Source organism: Streptococcus infantis ATCC 700779, from assembly GCF_000187465.1.
Taxonomy (GTDB): Bacteria; Bacillota; Bacilli; order Lactobacillales; family Streptococcaceae; genus Streptococcus; species Streptococcus infantis.
Genome location: NZ_GL732439.1, coordinates 1,757,802 through 1,779,967, shown reverse-complemented (window position 1 = coordinate 1,779,967; position 22,166 = coordinate 1,757,802). Strand labels below are relative to the sequence as shown.

The window sequence follows — 22,166 nt, the reverse complement described above, 5'->3', positions numbered from 1 at the left end:
TCTGCTAATCCTTCATTTCTTTTTTGAAGAAGAATAGCATCATTCCTGAAACAAGAGTGAGAGCAGGCAAGAGAGCTGAACTTACTTCTTCTCCTGTTGCCGGCAACTGTTTGCTTGTAGAATCTGCTACAGTTCCCTTGGCCTCTACTAAAGGCTTATCTTCTCCCATAGGCTGTGGTGCAGGAGTTTCTACATTTGTTGGTGCACTTGGTTGAGCTGCATCCTTGTATACTACCGCATAGACACCTAGGTGTGGAGCTACAAATTCAAGTGCTGAACCTTTCTGTTCAAACTTCACTTCCTGCAGTTCTTGATTTGCATTCATAGCATAGACATTAGCTACATCTGACGCCACAGTGACTTGAACAAGGGCTGCACCTTTCAATTGAACAAGTTCACCTTTCTCATTCTTCAATTGAATTTGATAAGCATCGAAACGGCGACCTTCCAAGACCTGGTCAGCAACCTTATCGACCTCTAGAACAGAACCACCATTGAGGTCCCCTTCTCGAGCAATCAGTTTCAAGTTTGTTGATGAATCTTTCAAGACCTTCAATCTGCTATCAGTTGATGGACTTTCTTCCTTAGTTCCAACTTCGACGATGCGATTTTGGGCTTCCTCACGTTCAACCTTAAGAACCTTACGGTTGTCACCATCGACTTCTACATAAGTCGTTACTTGTCCGTCTTTTCCTTCAGAAACAACTCGTTCCTTACCTTTAGCTAAATCAGCATTCTCACGGCGAACAGTCTTGAAGGCGATTGGTTCTTTCTCTACTTTTAGATTTGGTAGGTTAAAGTCCAGGTTCATAACGCCTTCTGTCGGCATAGCAGTTCCTTCTTGAGTACCTACTTCAACGATGCGGTCTTGAGCTTCCTCACGTTCAACCTTAACAACCTTACGATCGCTGCCGTCAACTTCTACATAAGTCGTTACTTGTCCGTCTTTTCCTTCAGAAACGACTTGTTCCTTACCTTTAGGTAGAAGAGAATTTTCACGACGAATAGTGTTGAAGGCAATCGGATCTGTCGTTACTTCAAGGCTTGGTTGAGTTACACTCAATTCTTTAACACCTTCAGTTGGAAGATTTGAATGTTTCACTTCCTCTTCTGGCTTACTTGGTTCTTCTGGTTTGCTTGGTTCCTCTGGCTGTGTTGGTTCTTCTGGTCTTGCAGGATCTTCTGGCTTACTTGGCTCCTCTGGTCGCGCAGGATCTTCTGGCTTACTTGGCTCCTCTGGTCGCGCAGGATCTTCTGGCTTACTTGGCTCTTCTGGAGCTGGTTCCTCTTTTGGTGTCGCCTGAAGATTGTTGATAGATGTCAAAGCGTCTTGCAAGGCCTTATCTACTGCATCCTGAGTTTTGGCTTCTTCAATAGCAGCTAAGGCTTGTTCTGCTAGTTCAACTAGTTTCTTCTTAGCTTCCTTGTCATCACCCAACTCAGCTGTTTTACTTTTAATGGCTTCGGACAAGCTTGCCATAGCTTTATCGTAGTCAAGCTTAGGCTCTACTGGTTTGCTTGGTACCTCTGGCTGTGTTGGTTCTTCTGGTGCTGGCTCCTCTTTTGGAGTCGCTTGAAGCTGATTGATAGATGCCAAAGCTGCTTGCAAGGCCTTATCTACTGCATCCTGAGTCTTAGCTCCTTGGATAGCTGTCAAGGCTTGCTCTGTTAATGCAACTAGCTTCTTCTTAGCTTCCTTGTCATCACCGAGCTCGGCTGTCTTTCTTTCAATTGCTTCTGTCAGACTTGCCATGGCCTTGTCGTAGTTAGGCTCTTCTGGCTGTTTTGGTTCTTCTGGAGCCGGCTCCTCTTTCGGAGTTGCTTGAAGCTGATTGATAGATGCCAAAGCTGCTTGCAAGGCCTTATCTACTGCATCCTGAGTCTTAGCTTCTTGGATGGCTGTCAAGGCTTGCTCTGTTAATGCAACTAGCTTCTTCTTAGCTTCCTTGTCATCACCGAGTTCAGCTGTTTTTCTTTCAATCGCTTCGGTCAGACTTGCCATAGCCTTGTCATAGTTTGGTTCTTCTGGCTGTTCTGGTGTTGGCGTATCATCTGTGCCATAATTTTCTTCCTTATCAAGGATCATTTGCAAAGTTGCTGCTGTCTTCAGAACTTCTTGTGCATTGGCTTCACTTGCTGAAAGTTGCTCAGATAATTTATCCAAATTTGACTTGAAGGCTTGACGTGCCTCTGGAGTATTCTTCAAGCTTGTCTGGTCAAACTTAACCAACTCATCCTTCCAGTTCTTCATGGCTTGGATTAACTCTGCTTTGGTATAAAGAGCACTACCTTCACCATGAGTGATGAACTGGTCAACTTGGATACCAATATTTCTCGTAGTATCATTACGTTTTGGATCTAGTTGCAAGGTTACAGCATGCCAACCTTCTTCGAGTCCAGTCAAACGAACAAGAGTCTGACCACCTTGACGTGTAGCAGCTGTACCACTGAAGTACTTCTTACCGTTGTATTCAGAAGCATTACCTAGGCCATCTTGATACTCGACTCTTCTACCGTCTAACGTCACCTTGTAGATACCATGTCCTGGATCCACATATCCTTTGATCTCAAGACCTGTTCCGTAGAAGTAGGCTGTTACGCTAGCATTTTTCTTCTGCTCTTCTGTCAAACGTCCAAATGACGCCCATGATTCTGTATTTTGGTATTTATCCGCTGAGTTCGTTTCATGGTTCCAACCTGGACTATAGTCAAGCTGAGTTGCCTGATCGTCATAGCTTGTCTGGTCTTTTAGGAGCAATTCTGCCTTCATCACTCGAATAGTAGCTTCTGAAGCAAAACCAAGAAGGGCATTGTCAGAAACGCTAGTCATTTTCACTTTGAAGTCAAAGATTGAATCAGCTTGCTCTGTAAAGTCGATAGTTGGAATCGTGATTGTTTTCTCAGTTTCACCGTCTTGGAAAGTCAGGTCAGCAGTTGTATCCTTATAAACTTTACCGTGAACCCCTGTTCCTGGTTCAGTCACGACATGGACTGTTGCTGTTCCTTTGCTACCACCAACACGTTTAATGGTTACAGTAACCGGTTGACCTTTTTGAACTTCATAGGTCGTTTCTTTTATCTCAAACATACCTTTACCAGCATTGTTGAGCGTGTAGATACCTTCCGTTGCAATAGGCTCGCCAGTCTTATTGACAAGCTTGATAGTATGTTCCCCTGGAGCCAAGTCATCTGTTTCATAGACCATCTGACTACGCTTGCGAGCTGCATTTTTGGTTTGGACATCTGCAACCTTTTGACCATCCACGTAAACGGACATTTCACCGTGGTTTGGATCAACTGTAGACACTACATATGCTTTTGTTCCAGTGAAACGGTAGGTTACGCTAGCATCTTTTTGGTTAGTCCACATAGATGTTCCGCGGACGCCTTCAGATTCATCATACCAAGTTGTATTCTCTTTATCAGCAGTTGTATTTGAATGGTAATCTAGTCCTAGAGGGTAACCATCTGTCTTCTCGATACTGCTTGGTGTCTTATAAACAGAGAAGTTTGTCAAGATTGGAGTCGCTTGTGCACCAGTAATGGTTACACGAATCTTTTGTGCCTCTACTGGTTGACCTTGGATAAGACGACGATAACCAACAGTTGACCCTTCACCATATGGAACCCAACGGCCATTGAGCTCAACTTCAACCTTGAAGCCAGAGATACGTTGACCCTTAGCGATATCTTCTTTGAGTTCGACTACGTCAAAGCGTCTCTTTTGTCCAAGATCGACAGTAAATTCACCTGTCTTAGCATCATTTGCTAGGGCCCAGCTCGTATCATCCTTACCATCTGTCAAATGACTTGCTTGATACAAGTGATTCTTACGAGTAGAGCTTGCAGTTACAGTTGCACCCTTAGCGAAGTCAGTTGCATACATTTGATCCAAGGTTGCTCGGAATTCTTTCAAGCGAGCGACATCTGCATCTGCGAATTTACCTTCTTTATTAGGTGGAATATTGAGGAGAAGTGGCGTTCCACGACCAACAGACTTGAAGTAGATATCCATCAAATCTTTGATTGATTTTGGCTGTTGATTGTCATGGTAGAACCAACCTGAGCGGATAGAAACGTCTGCTTCACCAACTGAGTACATATCTCCTTCTGGATCTCCATGGTTGAGATACTCATTCTTCACATCATCAGTGATTTTAGCTTTCTTGACCTTATGCCAAACTGGATCTCCTGCGATACCACGTTCATTACCTATCCAACGGACACTTGTCGGTTGAGCAGAGAAGATAGCGATATCTCCTTCGGCTTTCTTGATGTACTTGAACCACTCATCAAAGGTATAAGTTACTTTTTGAGCTCCGCTACCACGCGCACCGTCCATCCAAACTTCGATAAACTTACCTTTGTTTCCGTATTTAGGATTGCCAAGGATTTCCTTGAGTTGGTTGAGGTAGTATTCGTTGTACTCTTTCTCAGTTGCAACATGATATTTAGGATGGTTGGCATCCCATGGTGATAGGTAAACACCCATATTCATGTCATACTTAGTCGCTGATTTAGAGATTTCTTCGAGAAGGTCTCCCTTACCATCTTTCCATGGACTTGCAGCCACCGTATGGTCTGTATATTTAGATGGATAAATCACAAATCCGTCATGGTGTTTTACAACCATGATTGTTCGTTTGAATCCAGCATCCTTCAAAGTCTTAATCCACTGATCTGTATCAAGATTTGTTGGATTGAAGTACTGAGGATTTTCTCTACCATTTCCCCACTCAGAGTCGGTGTAGGTATTCATACCATAGTGGATAAAGGCAGCCAATTCTTCCTTGTGGTAGTCCAATTGAGCCTTGCTTGGAAGTGGACCGTAAGCAGCAATCTCTGTTTCTTCATCTTTTGGATCAACTACTGGAGTTACAGGAGTTGCTGGTTTTGGATCTTCAATCTTTTCGTATTCAAAAATAACTTCATTCACCCCTTTATGCTTGATAGTTGCTTCTTGACTTGCATTTACTGCACGATAACCTGCAATTTCTTTGGCTTGGAATCTATGAACAAAGGAAACATCGTATTCTTTACCTTCGTTATTATCCACATCTGCAGTTGTCAACTCTTTATCAGAGTCTTTTAAGCGATAGTGAACCTCAAAGGAGCCTTTATTGACCTTATAAACAACCTTGATAACACGAGTTCCTGCAGGAGCCTTGCTCACAACACTATAATCATCCTCCCAAGCGTCTTTCAATTGTTTATTGACTGGAGAATCTCCAATTGAAACAATCTCATATTTTTCTTTATTCTTCTTGTAGAAATCTGTTTTTTCAATTTCCGATTTGTAGTTGTAGTTGAATTGAGTACCAACTTCTGCCTTATCTACAAAGGTATCGTTTTCTTTGACTGGGTTATCATTTTGGTCCACATGCTCGATAACAACTCGTCCATAGTCAACGCCTTCAAGGAGAGTTGCTACACCACTTTCATCGAATGAATATTTGTTTTCACCGATAACCGCTGTCTTATTTCTTAACATTTCTCCCTCTGGAGTAAAGTAATAACGATTGCCGTTATCGCCTTGATACCAGCCTTTAACACCGTATTTATCAATGATGCCTTTAGCCCATGCTAGTTGTTCTGGTGAGAGGACAAGACCTCCACCGAAGCGGTCTTTTTCAGCAATGTTCGCATTATCAACAGTACCACGTTGGTGGATCCCAATGACCTTACCATCACCGTTGATAATTCCACCACCAGAAAGACCTGATACAGAAGTCAAACGATAGGTAACACCTACTGTTCCCTTATCATCATACTTTTCAGTATCTCTAACGACACCGTCTGCCTTATACAATTGACCAGGTACAATTGGTTCCTTCAATTCTGGAGAAGTTGAATCTGTAGGATAGCCAATTGTGCTCACAGGTTCTCCAGCTTTGTATTCCCGATGCTCTGCTAACGGAGTAAAGGTTGCTGCCTTATTTGGACTTGCAATCTGTACTGGAACTGGAGCCACAACCAAGGCTAGGTCATTTTTGTACCCTTCACCAAACTTTTCTTTATTCCAGAAATGAATATCCTTTTCTTGGAACAAAACAGTTTTTCCTGAAGTTGGCAATGATCTTTCTTTTGGAGTATTAGAACCAACATTGTAGTAGAACTTAGCAGTATCACCACCTAAGATATTACCAGCATTGGTTTCGGCATCCTTCTTCAAGAAATTGTGAGCGACTGTCAGCATGATATTTGGAGCCACAAAGATACCTGAATCTGAATTGAGGTAACGCTGAGTTCCACCGTCTGCTAGAGGTGAACTGTAGATTGTGTAAATCATGGTAGCCGATGTAGCTGGTTGCCCCTCATAATTGATATGCTTAAGGTCTTGACCACCATTGATAATGGCTCTATTTTCTTTTTCGCCTTCAGTTGTACTTGCTTCTTCAGCTTTTAAAATACTTTTAGTTTCAACTTTCGGGCTATCTTTTTCTGATACAATAGCTGAAGTGTCAAGTTTCTTCACTGGTGTATCAGGATAGGCACGGTCAGGAATTTCTACAGGAAGTAAATCTCCAGCCTCTTCAGTAGTTTTAGTTTCTTCTGCTATTTTTTCTGTAGCAGGAGCTGCTTGTTCAGCAACTTCTTCTTTTACAGGACTCACTACTTCTTTAGTTTCCTTAACTGCTTCAGCTTTTTCTTTATCGACATCGATTGCTTCTTTGGCTTGACCTTCTACTTCCAGTTTTGGCTCTGTCACAACTTCGTTAGCGGCAACATTCCCAGATGCAAAAAAAGCCAGTCCAACTGCCACAGAGGCTACACCAACCGTTAGTTTACGAATACTGAATATACGACTTTTTTCTAAAAAATACTGTTTCATCAAATTCTCCTAATGAACAAAAGCAGTCAGCTACTGCAAGAGCCCAGTTTCTGCTGGCGACAATTTTATTTCTCAGTGCTACTTTAAAACTCTTCTTCCTCCCACTCTTATCTTCTGTTTAGATTCATTTTTAGAAATCGCTTACATTTTTTCTGAATAAAAAAATGACTTGATTTTACAACCGCTTTTTCGAGATTTCTCAGTATAATAAATATACTATATTATCTCAAGAAATGCAAGGGCTTCCAAAGTTTTATTAAACTTTTACCTAGCTTTTTTCTTGCCAAAAAAACCTAAATTGGCAAAGCCAATTTAGGACTGTTTGGTTTTGAAATGATAATAAGCACCGAGCATGCCAGCAGTATTCTGATGGTGGGCAAATTCAAGTCGAGTCTTGTCTGCCAAGCTTGGAACAAGCGAATCTTTCAAAGCCTTACGGATTTTTGGTTTCAAAATTGCTTCTTGCCCCATGATACCACCACCAAGGATGACAACTTCTGGATTGGCAACATAACAAATATTTGCGAGACCCTTACCAAGGTAATCCACCATACGGTCAATCCCCTCCATACAGAGTTTGTTGCCTTCGGTAGCTTCTTTGAAAATTCTGCGACCGTTCCACTGTTCAACTTCATCTCCATGCGCATCTGCCACATACTTAACAAGAGCTGTCGTAGACGCTAAATCCTGGAAAGCTCCATCCTGCATGTGCAGATAACCAACCTCACAGGCAGAATTACTAAAGCCATGGAAAACTTGTCCATCTATGATCAAGCAACCACCGATACCAGTCCCAATCGTCAAGCAAAGGGTAATATTTGCACCCTTTCCTGAACCAGAGACAGCTTCAGCAAGCCCTGCACAGTTAACATCATTTTCAATTTCACAAGGAATGTTAAAGCTTTCTTCAATTTCCTTTTTAAATTGGGTTCCGGCATAATTTGGAATCTGTGGACCAGCGTAGAAAATCTCACCCTTATCAGGATCGACCATTCCCGCCGAGGAAATGGCTACACCTGACACTGGTCCTTTTTCTAGATAGCTAGCTACGATATCTTTTGTTTTCTGTAAGATGTGTGGACCACCCTTGTGAGCCTCAGTCGCTACTTCGTTAGTCTCTACAAGTTGTCCCTCTTGGTCAATTAAACCGTATTTGATATTAGTTCCACCAATATCAATTGCAACGTAATTAGTCATAAAGCCTCCTATTGATTAGAGGAAACGCTCCTTAGTTTCACGAATCAATTGAGCAGCTGCTTCTACAACTGGACGATCTTCTTCGGTCACTGGTGTAAGTGGAGAACGAACTGATCCGATGTTAAGTCCTTCATTGATTTTCAAGACTTCTTTGATCACACAGTACATATTCCCATGAGCTGCAGTCAATTTACCGATGATAGCGTTGATAGCGTATTGCAATTCACGCGCTGTTTCTAGGTCTTTATCCGCAATCAATTGGTTGAGTTTCAAGAAGAGTTCTGGCATAGCACCATAAGTGCCACCGATACCAGCTTTTGCTCCCATGAGACGTCCGCCTAGGAATTGTTCGTCTGGACCATTAAAGACGATATGATCATCACCACCAAGGCTAACGAATGTTTGGATATCTTGAACTGGCATTGAAGAGTTCTTAACACCAATAACACGTGGGTTTTTCAACATTTCTGTGTAAAGACTTGGAGTCAAAGCAACACCTGCCAATTGAGGAATGTTGTAGATGACATAGTCTGTATTTGGTGCTGCCGCACTGATGTCGTTCCAGTATTTTGCTACTGAGTACTCAGGCAAACGGAAGTAAATTGGTGGGATTGTTGCGATAGCATCTACTCCCAAACTTTCTGCATGACGAGCCAATTCAATACTATCTTTGGTATTGTTACAAGCTACGTGAGCAATGATTGTCAATTTACCTTTGGCAACTGCCATAACTTCTTCTAAGATCAATTTACGGTCTTCTACACTTTGGTAGATACACTCACCTGAAGAACCATTGACATAAAGCCCTTGAACACCTTTATCAATAAAGTATTGTACCAAGGCACGAGTACGTTCTGGGCTAACTTCACCCGCATCATCATAACATGCGTAGAAGGCAGGAATAACACCTTCATATTTTTTTAAATCTGACATAGATTTCTCCTAAGATTTCTTTTTTCTGCTTTGAGCAGATGATTTTTTACTATTTTAGTATACACCTTGTAAAAAGCGCTTTCAATACATCTTAGCCACTTAGATTTTAATTTCTATTCATCTCCCATAGCTTTTTTTGTTTGAAAGTAGTTTCATGTCGTTTTCAATCTGCTTGATATTTAGCAAACAATTTTTCCATTAATCCAGCTTGGCAAAAGGCAAGAAGACCAAAGCCAAAGAGTAGAAATGCTGAACCACCAAGCACTAGAGTAAAGCCTGATAGATAGAGAAGCATAATGATTAACAAAATAATCGCAAGCATCAAGAAGAACCAAACGAAGTTAAAACTTACCAAAAGTAAGCCCTTTTGGAGCACTTCTTTCCAAGTTAATTCATAGCGTGCAGCAATTGGATAGCTAGCCAACATAACTAGGGTTAAAAATATCAGAATTCCCAAGCAAATAGCTTTAATGAGCTGAAAGGCAACACCAGTTTGACTCCAAAATAGTGATAAATCAACCACACTGATCAAAAAGATTCCTAATTCCAGCAAACCTAACTGAAAACCTAATTTCAAATTTTGCTTAAAGGCTCTAATATAGATTTTGAAAACAGGAATACGACGGCTGCGCTTCACTTCAAAGATTGTCTGATAGAGACTGATTTTAGCTACTCCAATAGTCACAATAGGCAAACAAGACACAACAAAGAGTAGGTTAACCGTCACGATATCTAAAACTTTCTCGCAAAAACGCATCAGAAAGTTATCCGTATCAAATGCCGCTTTTATCAATCCAGATCCTTTATGTGCCATTGTTTCTCCTCCTAACTGACTAATCGATTAAAATTTTAAATAAATATTTGCGAACTTTATCTTCCATACCTGCATAACCGTTAGGCTGATGAGGTTCTCCTGGGAAGAAAACTGCAAAATTATGATATCCCAACAAGAGTGGGTATTGTTCGTGACAATGAACAAAGCCAATATCGCTAGCTTCATCAAAGGCTACAGCCTCATCTTTGATACGAGAACCGTAGCTAGAATATTCATGTCCTTCAACTAACAAATGCAAGTCTGCATAGTTTTTATGATGCTCAAAGCGATCATTTTCTTCTTTGTTGAGAACATTTTCCTGCACAACTAAGAAGACCTTATCTCCATCAATGTCGTATTTACCCAATTCAAAAGTATCTTTACGATGCTCATAGAGATAATCAATAGCCTTGTCCAGATTTGGGTGAATTCCCTTGTAAAAGCTAATGTTTTTTAAATCATCAAAAATCATAGTAATTTCCTTTACCTGATTGTTATCTTCAGACACAAAATGTCTAGCCAGTAAGTTTATAAGTGTCTAACAAAACTTCATGAAGCAACCAACTCCTATCCATTTTGTAGACACTTATAATACTATATCGTTTTCAATAAATAGATTTTCCTATTCTCAATTAAAATTGAAGAGCAAACTAGGAAGTAATCCGCAGGCTGTACTTGAGTACGGCAAGGAGTCGCTGACGTGGTTTGAATTCAATTTTCGCAGAGTATTAACCTTTGACCGCTCCCATAGTAATCCCTTGAGTGAAGGATTTTTGGAAGACAAGGAAGACTGTTACGATTGGCACAGCCGCAAGAGCAGCCCCTGCCATAATTAAACCATAGTTGGTTGCCATCTCAGCCTGCATAGTCGCAACCCCGAGTGAGATGGTCAAGTTGTTACGAGATGTCAACATAACCAACTGCATAAAGTAGTCATTCCATGTATTGATGAAGGTAAAGATTGCAAGAGCTGCAAATCCTGGTTTCACAATAGGGAAGGCTACGCTCCAGAAAGTACGGATCTCACCGCATCCATCAATCTTAGCAGATTCGAGCAATTCTGTTGGAATGTTTTCACTGAACTGTTTCATGAGGAAAACCCCAAATGGCCATCCGATCAAAGGCAAGATAACCGCCCAAAGAGTGTCATGGATTCCCATGAAATTGACGATACGTACCAATGGTACAAGGACAACTTGTTTTGGAAGAGCCATAGCAGCGATAAAGATAGCGAAGAGAATGCGTTGTCCATAGAAACGTTTCTTAGCCAATACATAACCTGCTAGGGATGAAGTTGCACAAACCAAGAACATTGTTACCAATGAAATGAAGACTGAGTTCCACATCCATTGCAAGGCTGGGTTTTGCACCATCAATTGTTGGAAGTTCTCCATTGTTGGAGCTTTAGGGAACCATTGTGGTGGAATCATAATGGTATCTGGTTGTGATTTGAATGCACCTGTCAAAATCCAGTAGAATGGAAAGATAAAGAGTACAGTCAATAAAAGTAAGAAGATGGTTGAAATAACAGTGAAGGCTGTTAAAGGTTTCTTTTGTGTAGATTGCATAGCTGTCTCCTTTCTATTAATATTCTACGTCGTTTCCAAGTACTTTAAATTGAACAAAGCTGACAATAGCGATCATAACTGCCAAGAATACACCAATAGTATTGGCATAACCATACTCAGTCAATTGGAAGGCTTTCTCGTATAGGTAGTACATGAGAGTACTTGTAGAGTAGTTTGGACCACCTGAAGTCAAAAGCTGAATCAAAGCGAAACACTGGAATGAGTTGATTGTTGTAATGATTGCGATATAAAGAGTTGTTGGAAGGAGGCTTGGCCATTTAATCTTCCAGAAAACTTGTAACTCAGTTGCTCCGTCGACACGTGCCGCTTCAACAAGAGAGTTGTCAATATTACCCATTGCAGCGATGTAAAGGATAATTGGCTGACCAACTGATGTTGTCAAAAGAATAATCATAATCGCCATCAAAGCCCAGTTTTTGTCACCCAACCAAGAAATGTTTTGGCTAATGATATGGCTTGACTTAAGTACGAAATTCAAAATACCTGATAGAGGATCATAAATCCATTTCCATACAACCGTTACGGCAACACTACCTGTTACAACAGGAAGGAAGAATACGAAACGATAGAAGGATCTAGCAACTGCATTTTGTTGGTAAGTTTGTGATGCCACAAATAGTGAGAAGAGTACAACGACTGGTACAGATCCGATAACTAAGATTACGGTATTAATCAAAGATTTTGTAAAGACAGGGTCTTTAAACATGCGGATGTAGTTGTCAAGTCCCACAAACTCAAAGCTAGTCATCGAGTAGTTAAAGAAACTAGTGATGAATCCCATGATCATTGGAGCTAGGACAAAGACGGTAAAGAAGATTAATACTGGTGCTAAGAAAGCATAAGAAACAATTGTTTCTCTCATGCGAATTTTATTGACTTTCACAGTCGGCACCTCACTTTCAAATAGTTTTTGTTTTTTTAATTGTTATCTGACATTGATGTAAAATCAAAATGAAATTTTTTCCAAGAAAAGCCTATGTAAGAACTTCATTTTAATTTTGACCTGTCAGTTCCTTACTTTTTTTAAACAAAACTCCCCCTTTTCGTACACAAATGTGCACAGGGAAAAGGGGGGATTTTACTTTTTATTTAGGGCTTATTGTTTAGCTGCTTTTTTGATTGTTTCATTCGCTTTTTCAGTGAATGTCTTCAAAGCTGCAGCAGGTTGTTCGTCACCGTTAGACACTGATTGCAACATTGGGAACCATAGAGTTCTCATTTCAGCAAATCCGTCGATTGTGTTGTAGTATGGAGAGTAGTATTGAGTCCAACCACTGATAGTTTCCATACGTTTGTCGTCGTAAAGTTTTCCAAATGAAGTACGAACTGGGAAGGCACCTGTACGAACTACGTCTTTAGGACCCCATTCTTTATCATCAGCGATGAATTGGATGAATTTCTTAGCAGCAGCAACTTTCTTTTCATCTTTGTTGTTAAATACTGCAAAACCGTTTACAAGGTACTCAAGAGCTGGTTTACCAGAATCAGATGGGAATGGAACTTCTACCACTTCAACCTTACTTGCTTCCAAGAGTTTAGCTTGGATACCGTTTTGAGCTGGCGCCCAAAGGATTGTGTATGATGTTTGACCGTTTGCAAAGTTTTGGATGTCTGCTCCACCGTCAAATTGTGAACCGTTGTTCAACAAACCATCTTTGATCCAGCTAGTTGCTTTTTCAAGACCTTTAACGAACTTAGGATCGTCAGTTGTGTATTTAGTAACCTCTTTGTCTGTTACAGAACCGCCGTATAGGTTAGCGATGAAGGCACGTGTTCCTTGGTCTCCCCCTTGACCAGAACTGAACAATGAACCTGGAGTGTATCCTTTGTCTTTAAGTGCTTTCAAGACTTTTTCAAAATCATCTGTTGTCCAACCTTCTTTAACAAGGTTAGCTACACCAGCATCTTCCAACATTTTCTTGTTCATAGCCATGTAGAATGGTGCAGAACTGATTGGATACATGTAAGCTTTATCACCAGCTTTACTTGCTTGAATGATGTTTTCGTTGTTAACATCTTTTACAAATTCATCTGTAAAGAGGTCATTCAACTCAGCTAATTTACCATTTTTACCGTAATTAATGATACGACCTGGTGCATCGAAAAGTACATCTGGAGCAGTTCCAGCTTCAATAGCTGTCGTGATTTTTTCTGGACCAGATTTGAAGTCGATTGTTTCTAGTTTAACTTTGATATCTGGGTTTGCTTTTTCGAAAGCTTCGATGATAGATTTTTCATAAGTTCCTACACCGTCACCAGATTTTTCTTGAGTGAAGACTGGGAAAGCCCACCAAGTGATTTCAGTTTTTCCTGCATCACTTGCAGCGTCTTTTTTAGCGTCTGATTTGCCACAAGCAGCAAGAGATAGAACAGCAGCACCCGCAAGTACTGTACAAGCTAGTTTTCTAAATTTCATTAGTATTCTCCTAAATGATGATATGCGTATCCGAAACGGATAATGAGTATTGACAACTTTGTATACGTTTACATTTTGTTTTACTAATCAACCACTCTCCTCGTGTTTTAATTATCTTATTTGAGACCTGCAACAAATCGTTCCGTGATCTCTTTTGGTCTAGTAATAGCGCCACCAACTACGATGCCTCGCACTCCGTAACCTAGGATTTGCTTAGCCTGTTCTGGCGTATGAATTTTTCCTTCTGCGATGACGTCTACACCTGCATCGCATAGTTTCTTGATGAGTTCAAAATCTGGACCATCCACTTTTGGACTATAAGATGTGTAGCCTGACAAGGTTGTTCCGACAAAGTCGATTCCCGCCTCAACTGCTGTCAGTCCTTCTTCAAAGGTACTTGTGTCAGCCATCAAGAGTTGGTTTGGATATTTTTCTTTGATTTGACGGATAAATTCTTGATTCTCTAGGCCATCATGGCGTTCTCTCTTGGTACAATCTAGAGCGATTACCTCAATATCTAGAGCTGCTAGTTCATCAACTTCTTTCATAGTAGCTGTGATGAATGGTTCCTGTGGTGGATAATCACGTTTGATAATTCCGATAATCGGAAGATTTGTGACCTCTTTGATTTCCTTAATATCCCGAACACTATTTGCTCGGATACCGACTGCTCCACCTTGCTCAGCCGCTTTGACTAGCAAGGGTATTACACCTCCCGCTTCTGTATAAAGCGGTTCGTGAGGAAGTGCCTGACAAGAAACGATGATTCCATCTTTAATTTGCTTAATCAAAGCTTCTTTACTGATCTGTGGCATCCACTTTCCTCCTTTTCTTTTTTCTTATGAGCCTATTATATATCATTTTTAAAGCGCTTTCAATAACTTGTACTAGAATAGATTGAAGTTTCAAAACAATTTTATGAAACAGAATCTCCTGAAAGTAGTTTCAGGAAAAAATGCCCGAGTTTGAATCGCCTTCCATCCACTTATTTCTACTAGAATCTTCGCTTTCTACAAATAAAGAGCCTATAACGAATGAACGTTACAGACCCTTCTAATATAAGTCTAAACTTTTTTTATAGAGACTTTTTAGATTCAATGTTACCATTAATCTTCTTTTTTCTTAGCCATTCCAAACAAGCCGAGAAGCATTCCAACCATTCCCACAGATACTAGAGGAGTTGAAACCTCACTTCCTGTTGCAGGGAGAGTTGGTTGTTGTGGTTGAGCTGCTGGAGCTTGATATGTCTTGTCTTGCTGTGCTACTAAAGTGACAAGCGGTTTTTCTTCAACCTTATATTCCGGAAGTTCGTTTTTGGCTGCTTCGACTGCATTTACTCCGCCTGTGAATTCTGGAAGTTCATGCTTAAGGGCTCGAACTGCATTTGCTCCACCTGCAAATTCTGGAAGCTCATTTTTGAGCGCTTCAACTGCGTTTACTCCGCCTGTGAATTCTGGAAGCTCATTCTTGAGCGCTTCAACCGCGTTTACTCCGCCTGTGAATTCTGGAAGCTCATTCTTGAGCGCTTCAACTGCGTTTACTCCGCCTGTGAATTCTGGAAGCTCATGAACTGCTGCTTCGACTGCATTGACACCACCTTCGAATTCTGGGACTTCTACTGTTGGTGCCGCCTCATCACCTACTGTTGCGCTAGGAACAGAGTGTTCAGGAAGCTCAGATTCAGATGATGCTTCACCATTTACGTCACCTTTAAACTCAGGGACTTCTACTGTTGGTGCTGCTTCGTCACCTACTGTTCCAATAGATTCAGTGTACTCAGGAAGTTCTGTTACAGTTGCTTCGTCACCATTGACACCACCTGTAAATTCTGGGACTTCCACTATTGGGGCTGCTTCATCACCTGCTGTTCCAATAGCTTCAGTGTACTCAGGGAGCTCAGCCACAGCTGCTTCGTCACCATTGACACCACCTGTAAATTCTGGGACTTCATTGATTGCCGGTTCGTCACCATTAAAACCATTCGTAAGTTTAGTACCTACCACAGATACTGGCAAGTTATGCATACTTTCAATTGCACCTGTTTCAATAGCTGTAACTTTTTGACCAATATCTTCAGGAGCTATTGTAAATAGGAGAGTCTTAGTATCATACTGAGTCATGAAGGTTGCAGTCTTACCATTAGCTAGTTTGAGAGTTGGAGCTTGATTTACCAAGACTTCTGAATCAAATTCCATAGCAATAATGCCTGGCCATTTTTCCATAGCCGATGTAACTTTCACTTCTTTAGAAGCAAGTCTCTCTTTAGTTAGATAATCCCAGTTGAATTTCTTGAAGGATAGAGTATAAGGATTGCCACCAGCTTCATGGTGTTCATACAAGAGACCAAATTCTTTTGGTCCAATTTGTTGAAGTGAGTTATAAGCATACTCACCTTCTTGAATCAAATGATGGTGCAACCAGGTCAACTCGCCATCTTCTTCTACTCGAGCCACTCGAATGTAGCCATTCTTACGACCTGGTCCATTAGCATTTGCTAGAAGGATATACTCTTTACCATCTTGGACCGTATGAGTCGCCGCCATTTGAACATAAACATCGGGTACATCATAGCGTGCTACATAGTTGTCCCATGTAATACCACCATCATTACTTGTCGCAACTTGCAAATCACCAGTCAAACCACGCATAAAGAGTTTTAACTGACCATTGTTCAACTGAACAACAGAAGCTTCCGTATTTTGAGCGTAGTAATTGTTCATGTTGCTTGAATCAACTACTGTACCATCATGAAGTGTACGATTGTCATTGACACCGCCACCCATATGCCAAGTCTTACCATGGTCATCTGAATAGATGATGCGAGATGATTGAGAACCGTTGAGATGGTTAGCTCTGTTTGTCGTATAGACAGGGACGACAATCCGACCTTTATGAGGTCCATTCTGGAGGGTAATTCCCACTCCAGGTCCCACACCTAAGAATTTCATCCAATCAGCTTTAACCATTGGAGTAATATCTTGTGGCGCAGACCAAGTCTTACCATCATCATCACTGTAAGACATCCATAGGTAGCTGTCTTTAGCAATTCTAAATGGAGAAGTTTTATTGCTTGTAAAGTAGATATTTCCTAGTAGCTGCTCACCTTGATAAAGATCGCCTTTATCACTATAAGCAGGTTTGACAGGATTTACAACAACGCGGTAATCCGTTGCCTGACCATCTGGTGTGTAGACAACACCATTTTCACGAATCGTATAGGCTCCATTTTCTCCTTCACGGTATAGAATTTGATACGTTTTTCCATCAATTTCCTTATAGGCAACTTCTCTTTCAGAAGACATTCCGAAGATTCCTTTACCTTCTGGGAACATATCGTAAATTGAGAAGATTCGTTTAGTTTCCGTATCTTGGACCAGAACCATATCGATGTTTACTGGTGAACCAATGTTTGGATCCTTGGCTTTTGGATTGTCACGTAGATTCGTAAGAGTGATGCGATCGCCCCATGTTTGGCCCTTGTCTTCACTTCGTTTAACGACCATACCGATATCACCCCAGTCAGAGTGGTGTAAGCGGCGTTCGTCAGCACCAGCAATCAAAGTTCCCTTGTCTGTCTTAAGGAGGGCTGGAATACGATAGCTATTAATACCATCTGGATTTGACTGCCCATTTGTACCCGCTGTAAAGACATCTGTTTTTTTAGAAATTTCAGCCCCTTCTGGAAGTTCTTGCTTCAAGTCTCCTCTTTCAAATAATTGACTTCGTGTTCGAACTTCATCTTGTGTTAAAGCACGGTCGTAGACTGTTAGATTACGAACTTGTAGATTTGAGCCCCAAACTGTCTTACTTCCTCGTTTGGTTGCTCCGATTTGAACGTGGTTAACATCTGGCATATCTTTGATGAATTTCCCAGATTTTAGACTTGTTCTAGACAAGACACCATTTACATATAGACGAACTCTTCCAGTAGGGACTTCAGTTGTTGGTTTTTCCACAGTAAAGGTAACTGAATTCCACTGACCTGGGCGAACCTTTAATGGCGCATCGGTGTATTTATCATAGAATTGCGCACCATTTGCATCACGACCTTCGATAAGGGCTGTATTATCAGAGACTGACATGGTGAAGTACTCATTTTCCTTGGTATCACTTGATACAGAGAAAAGATTGTAAAAACGTGGTGCCGATGCATCTGGTTTGAACTCCATATGCACTGTTGCATCTTGAAGTTTCTTTAGTTTCTCTAAGTCACTTGTAAGATCATCTCGCTGATTATTTTCTGCATTGGTTGTAACGTCATTTTTTTCTACGACAGTGTTGACATTTTCCAATTCTCTTGAGTAATAATCACGAGCTATAGCTTCTTGTTTCTCAGTTTCTTCTGTCTTATCAGTTTCAGCTGCTGGAGTTTCAGTTTCTGTTGGTTTTTCAGTTTCTGCTGGTTTTTCAGAACCTGGATTTGCTTGTAGCTCCTCACGGTTAACTTCTGTTCCTTTGTCCGTCGCCGCTGCCAACTTATCAGCAAGTTCCTTATCTATGTTAGCCAGATTTCCTGATTCTACTTCTTTTGGCAATTCTGGTAAAGCTTGTCCAGCTGTTTCACCACTGGTTGCTGGAGCTTCTTGAGCTAAAACTGGCGACGCACCAAAAACAACTGCCCCAATGACTACTGATGCAGCTCCTACTGTAAATTTTCTAATTCCAAAACGTTGTTTCCGTTCAAAATCTCTCTGTGTCATATATTTCCTTCCATTATCCACGAAAATAAAGCGCTTTCTTTTTTGCTTAAAAATTTTAGCCCCTAGGACTTTGAGCAAGAAAGAAACTGTATTGTTGATGGGTTTTTCCCATTCTTTTCATCTGAATTTATGTTGCATTTTTATACTTTATATCTTAAAGCAAGCAACAATTTTACTCCTTTCAAATTGATACTACACTTATTATATAATAAATATTCCAAATTTTAGCCTTAGTAATCTATAATAGAATTTACTTTCAGATATATTTCTATGTTTCAAACTTTTTGAAACTACTTTCTGTACTCTTCAACAAAGAAAGCCCTGGTTTAGCAGGGCTCTTTTTACATATCTCTAACGACCTACATAGGTAAAGGGAATCTCACTACCACACAACCAGTTGTAAACCTGGTCATTGACATGGACATTCATAGCCTCGTGAGCATATTCTGGCATGAGACGATAGCTCTTTTCACAAGTCAAACGATTGTAAATAGCAAACTGGGTGATTGGATAGCAGACATCGTCATCAAGCCCTGTAATCATTCTCACCTCACCTTTAATGCGATGGGCAAGGTTTTTCACATCGATATAACCAAGCGTCTCCATGATTTGTTCTTCTGTCTCATGGAAAGGATCATGAAACTTAAAATAGCGGAAGAGTTCATCATAGGCTTCGCTGGTATTCCCAATTTCTAGCACTCGTCTAAAGTCTGACAAGAATGGATAGATTGCAACTGTTCGCTTGATACGCGGATTGAGACCAGCAGCCACTAAAGCCAAGGCTCCACCTTGAGAAGCTCCATAACTAGCCAACTGCTTATCATTTACTTGAGGGAGACTAGCTACAATCTCAATCAATTGATAAATATCTAGATAAACATCCTTATAGAAAAGTTGCTCTTTTCCTTCTACTGCACCACGGATGATTTGCCCCTTAACTGTATTTCCGAGAGGCGAACGCAAGCCATCTTGTGAGTATCCAGATTGCCCACGAACATCCATCGATACAACCCCATAACCAGCGACGGTAAAGGCTAGCATATCTGTCCAATCCCAACAACGTCCCATATAGCCATGGAAGTGGAAAATAACTGGTACTTTCTCTTCTGATTTTGGTAAGACTACACGTGCATAAACAAGTCCATCACGTGTACCTTTAAAGGTTAACTCATAGCACTTAACATTTGGAATATGAAAGTCACGTTCCTCTAGTTGGTAGTCTTGCAAGACCGAAACCTTGTCAATCTCACCATCCCAAAAAGCATCAAAATCCTGAGGTACTTCATCTCTTCCTTTATATGTTTTCATTTCTTCTACTAATGCTGGATTTCTCATAGAACTCTCCTTTATTTTGTAACCGTTATCATAACTGTAGCACATATGGGGAAGCAATGCAAGAAAGAAAGGGAAACGGAAAGTGGTTTTAATGTCCGACACCAGCAAGAATCCCTCTGAAAGTAGTTTTAAAAAAATAAAAAAGAGCGATTTCGCTCTTTTCTTAGTATTTAGGAGAAGGTTGAGTTTCCTTTTGAAATGTCTTTTGATACGTCACTTTAATAGTCATGAGAGAGTCCTCGTTTCTTTTTGATGACTCTAGTATAAATACTCACCCTAAAAGCAAACTTAACATTATCTTAGAAAAAGCTTAATCCAGATATTCTTTCTTCTCTAGATGTAAGGCAATCATGTGCCACTCTGGGTCCTCTCGCCAATTTGGGAGGGAGCTGATATAGCTAGCTACCTTTCTAGCTTCCTCAAGAATTGGGAAATCTTCGATGATATCAGCCACATGAAACTCTGGTAGACCTGACTGTTTAGTTCCAAAAATTTCACCAGAGCCTCGCATTTTCAAATCTTCTTCTGCAAGGACAAAACCATTGGTCGTTTCCGTCATGATACGCATGCGGTCTTTCCCGGAGTCAGTTTTTGGATTGGCCACTAGAACTGCATAGGACTGCTTGTCTCCACGACCGACACGACCTCTGAGCTGGTGAAGTTGACTAAGTCCGAAACGGTCAGCATCCATGATAATCATGACTGTCGCATTTGGAACATTGACCCCAACTTCGATAACCGTTGTAGAGACCAGGATATCTGTCTTTCTCTCTTTGAAATCCTGCATAATCTGGTCTTTTTCATCACTCTTCATCTTCCCATGTAAGAGCGCAACTTTTGCTTTCCCAGCAAAATGAGTTGTTAACTCTTCTGACAGAGCAATGGCATTTTTAAGATCCAAGGCTTCAGATTCTTCAATCAAAGGAGAGATCACATAGACTTGGGAGCCTTTCTGAATCTCACCCTCCAACCAAGTCAAGACCTGTGGTAATTGCTCATGCTTGATCCAACGCGTTACGATGGGTTTGCGCCCTGCTGGCATCTGGTCAATAATAGAAACATCCATATCCCCAAAGGCAGTGATGGCTAAGGTCCGTGGTATGGGAGTTGCCGTCATCATGAGGACATCTGGATTTTCACCTTTTTCCCGTAAAATACGCCTTTGCCCTACACCAAAGCGGTGTTGCTCATCGATGATAATCAAGCCGAGTCGAGCATAGTCTACGCCGTCTTGTATAAGAGCGTGGGTTCCGATAATCACATCGGCCTCCCCCTTAGCAATGGTTTCCAAGACCCTGCGTTTTTCTGCAGCTTTCAGTGAGCCTGTTAGGAGAGCTAATTTCAAATCAGGAAAGAGACTCTCTAGACTTTCAAAATGCTGCTCTGCTAGGATCTCTGTCGGAACCATGAGGGCAGCCTGATACCCTGCCGTTACGGCTGCGTACATCGCTAGACCTGCAACCGCTGTCTTCCCACTACCAACATCCCCTTGTAAGAGTCGATTCATGTGATGGTCCGACTTCATATCTGTTAGAATTTCTTGTAGGCTTTTTTCTTGGGCTTGGGTCAAGGCAAAAGGCAATTTCTCTTTCACTGCAGTTAGTTTTTCCTGAGACCAATTTAGGACCAGACCACTTCCATGAACCTTATTTTCAGACTTGAGGGTCTGTAATTGCATTTGGAAATAAAAGAGTTCCTCAAATTTGATTCGACGGAGAGCCTGTTTGTATTCTGCCAAATCTTTAGGGAAGTGCATGGCACGAACAGCCTGACTACGGGGCATGAGTTTGTATTTATCGAGCAGGGACTGGGGGATGTTTTCTTCTATCAAGAGATCCAGTCCTTGATCAAAAGCGGTCTTGATGACCTTAACAAGTCCTGCTTGACTGACACCTTGCGCTAGGCGATAGACAGGCTGGAGGTCATCCTCGACTTGGGCTAAAACCTTCATTCCTGTGAGGCTTGCCTTGGCACGATCCCACTTGCCAAAGACAGCCAAGGTTGCTCCTAGTTCAATCTTGTCAGCTAGGTAGGGTTGGTTGAAGAAATTAACTGCAAAAACAACCTCCCCCTGCTTGAGGCTAAAACGTAAGCGATTACGCTTAAAACCATAATACTGAACACTGGCTGGTGTCACTACCTGACCAGATAAAACAGCCTTTTCACCGTCTTCTAGCTCTAGCACCTGCTTAGTCTTAAAATCTTCATAACGGAAAGGGAAGTAGAGCAAGAGATCTTGCAAGTTTTCAATTCCTAGTTTGGCATATTTCTCTGCTGATTTAGGTCCTACTCCTGGTAAGACATGCAAGGGTCGATGTAAATTCATGCTCTACTCCTTTCCTTCTATTTC

General features: G+C 41.2%; 12 protein-coding genes. All 12 read right to left on the bottom strand.

Annotation, left to right across the window (positions count from 1 at the left end):
• Nucleotides 1-4: 4 nt before the first annotated feature.
• A complete protein-coding gene (locus HMPREF9423_RS11115) occupies nucleotides 5-6,832 on the bottom strand; it encodes an alpha-L-fucosidase (protein WP_006149430.1) in 6,828 nt (2,275 codons plus the stop codon).
• Between the two features lie 312 nt (nucleotides 6,833-7,144).
• Nucleotides 7,145-8,029 (bottom strand): ROK family protein, encoded by an 885-nt coding sequence (locus HMPREF9423_RS11110; RefSeq protein WP_006149429.1) that lies wholly within the window; start codon nucleotides 8,027-8,029, stop codon nucleotides 7,145-7,147.
• 15 nt (nucleotides 8,030-8,044) lie between these two features.
• Complete coding sequence (locus HMPREF9423_RS11105; RefSeq protein WP_006149428.1) at nucleotides 8,045-8,962, bottom strand: dihydrodipicolinate synthase family protein; 918 nt, start codon at nucleotides 8,960-8,962, stop codon at nucleotides 8,045-8,047.
• Nucleotides 8,963-9,125: 163 nt separating this feature from the next.
• The gene (locus tag HMPREF9423_RS11100) at nucleotides 9,126-9,776 is read right to left on the bottom strand and encodes a YesL family protein (protein WP_004250816.1); all 651 of its coding nucleotides are present in this window, start codon (nucleotides 9,774-9,776) and stop codon (nucleotides 9,126-9,128) included.
• 19 nt (nucleotides 9,777-9,795) lie between these two features.
• Complete coding sequence (locus HMPREF9423_RS11095; RefSeq protein ID WP_006155741.1) at nucleotides 9,796-10,248, bottom strand: NanQ anomerase/TabA/YiaL family protein; 453 nt, start codon at nucleotides 10,246-10,248, stop codon at nucleotides 9,796-9,798.
• Nucleotides 10,249-10,504: 256 nt separating this feature from the next.
• Entirely contained in the window at nucleotides 10,505-11,344 is an 840-nt protein-coding gene (locus HMPREF9423_RS11090; protein ID WP_004250812.1) for a carbohydrate ABC transporter permease, read from the bottom strand.
• 16 nt (nucleotides 11,345-11,360) lie between these two features.
• Nucleotides 11,361-12,227, bottom strand: coding sequence for a carbohydrate ABC transporter permease (locus HMPREF9423_RS11085; protein WP_053092415.1), 867 nt, complete (start codon nucleotides 12,225-12,227; stop codon nucleotides 11,361-11,363).
• A gap of 234 nt (nucleotides 12,228-12,461) precedes the next feature.
• The gene (locus tag HMPREF9423_RS11080) at nucleotides 12,462-13,781 is read right to left on the bottom strand and encodes an ABC transporter substrate-binding protein (RefSeq protein WP_006149425.1); all 1,320 of its coding nucleotides are present in this window, start codon (nucleotides 13,779-13,781) and stop codon (nucleotides 12,462-12,464) included.
• A gap of 116 nt (nucleotides 13,782-13,897) precedes the next feature.
• Nucleotides 13,898-14,596 (bottom strand): N-acetylmannosamine-6-phosphate 2-epimerase, encoded by a 699-nt coding sequence (locus tag HMPREF9423_RS11075; protein ID WP_006149424.1) that lies wholly within the window; start codon nucleotides 14,594-14,596, stop codon nucleotides 13,898-13,900.
• A gap of 291 nt (nucleotides 14,597-14,887) precedes the next feature.
• On the bottom strand, nucleotides 14,888-18,481 hold the full coding sequence (locus HMPREF9423_RS0102290; RefSeq protein ID WP_025170222.1) for an SIALI-17 repeat-containing surface protein: 3,594 nt from the start codon (nucleotides 18,479-18,481) through the stop codon (nucleotides 14,888-14,890).
• A 351-nt stretch (nucleotides 18,482-18,832) separates the two neighbouring features.
• Complete coding sequence (locus tag HMPREF9423_RS11070; RefSeq protein WP_006149422.1) at nucleotides 18,833-19,816, bottom strand: acetylxylan esterase; 984 nt, start codon at nucleotides 19,814-19,816, stop codon at nucleotides 18,833-18,835.
• Nucleotides 19,817-20,126: 310 nt separating this feature from the next.
• A complete protein-coding gene (recG, locus tag HMPREF9423_RS11065) occupies nucleotides 20,127-22,142 on the bottom strand; it encodes an ATP-dependent DNA helicase RecG (protein WP_006149421.1) in 2,016 nt (671 codons plus the stop codon).
• Between the last annotated feature and the right edge of the window lie 24 nt (nucleotides 22,143-22,166).

What these genes read in the sequence shown, in the direction of transcription:
- HMPREF9423_RS11115 (WP_006149430.1), bottom strand. Translation starts at nt 6,832, where the DNA reads ATGAAACAGTATTTTTTAGAAAAAAGTCGTATATTCAGTATTCGTAAA.
- HMPREF9423_RS11110 (WP_006149429.1), bottom strand. Translation starts at nt 8,029, where the DNA reads ATGACTAATTACGTTGCAATTGATATTGGTGGAACTAATATCAAATAC.
- HMPREF9423_RS11105 (WP_006149428.1), bottom strand. Translation starts at nt 8,962, where the DNA reads ATGTCAGATTTAAAAAAATATGAAGGTGTTATTCCTGCCTTCTACGCA.
- HMPREF9423_RS11100 (WP_004250816.1), bottom strand. Translation starts at nt 9,776, where the DNA reads ATGGCACATAAAGGATCTGGATTGATAAAAGCGGCATTTGATACGGAT.
- HMPREF9423_RS11095 (WP_006155741.1), bottom strand. Translation starts at nt 10,248, where the DNA reads ATGATTTTTGATGATTTAAAAAACATTAGCTTTTACAAGGGAATTCAC.
- HMPREF9423_RS11090 (WP_004250812.1), bottom strand. Translation starts at nt 11,344, where the DNA reads ATGCAATCTACACAAAAGAAACCTTTAACAGCCTTCACTGTTATTTCA.
- HMPREF9423_RS11085 (WP_053092415.1), bottom strand. Translation starts at nt 12,227, where the DNA reads ATGAGAGAAACAATTGTTTCTTATGCTTTCTTAGCACCAGTATTAATC.
- HMPREF9423_RS11080 (WP_006149425.1), bottom strand. Translation starts at nt 13,781, where the DNA reads ATGAAATTTAGAAAACTAGCTTGTACAGTACTTGCGGGTGCTGCTGTT.
- HMPREF9423_RS11075 (WP_006149424.1), bottom strand. Translation starts at nt 14,596, where the DNA reads ATGCCACAGATCAGTAAAGAAGCTTTGATTAAGCAAATTAAAGATGGA.
- HMPREF9423_RS0102290 (WP_025170222.1), bottom strand. Translation starts at nt 18,481, where the DNA reads ATGACACAGAGAGATTTTGAACGGAAACAACGTTTTGGAATTAGAAAA.
- HMPREF9423_RS11070 (WP_006149422.1), bottom strand. Translation starts at nt 19,816, where the DNA reads ATGAGAAATCCAGCATTAGTAGAAGAAATGAAAACATATAAAGGAAGA.
- recG (WP_006149421.1), bottom strand. Translation starts at nt 22,142, where the DNA reads ATGAATTTACATCGACCCTTGCATGTCTTACCAGGAGTAGGACCTAAA.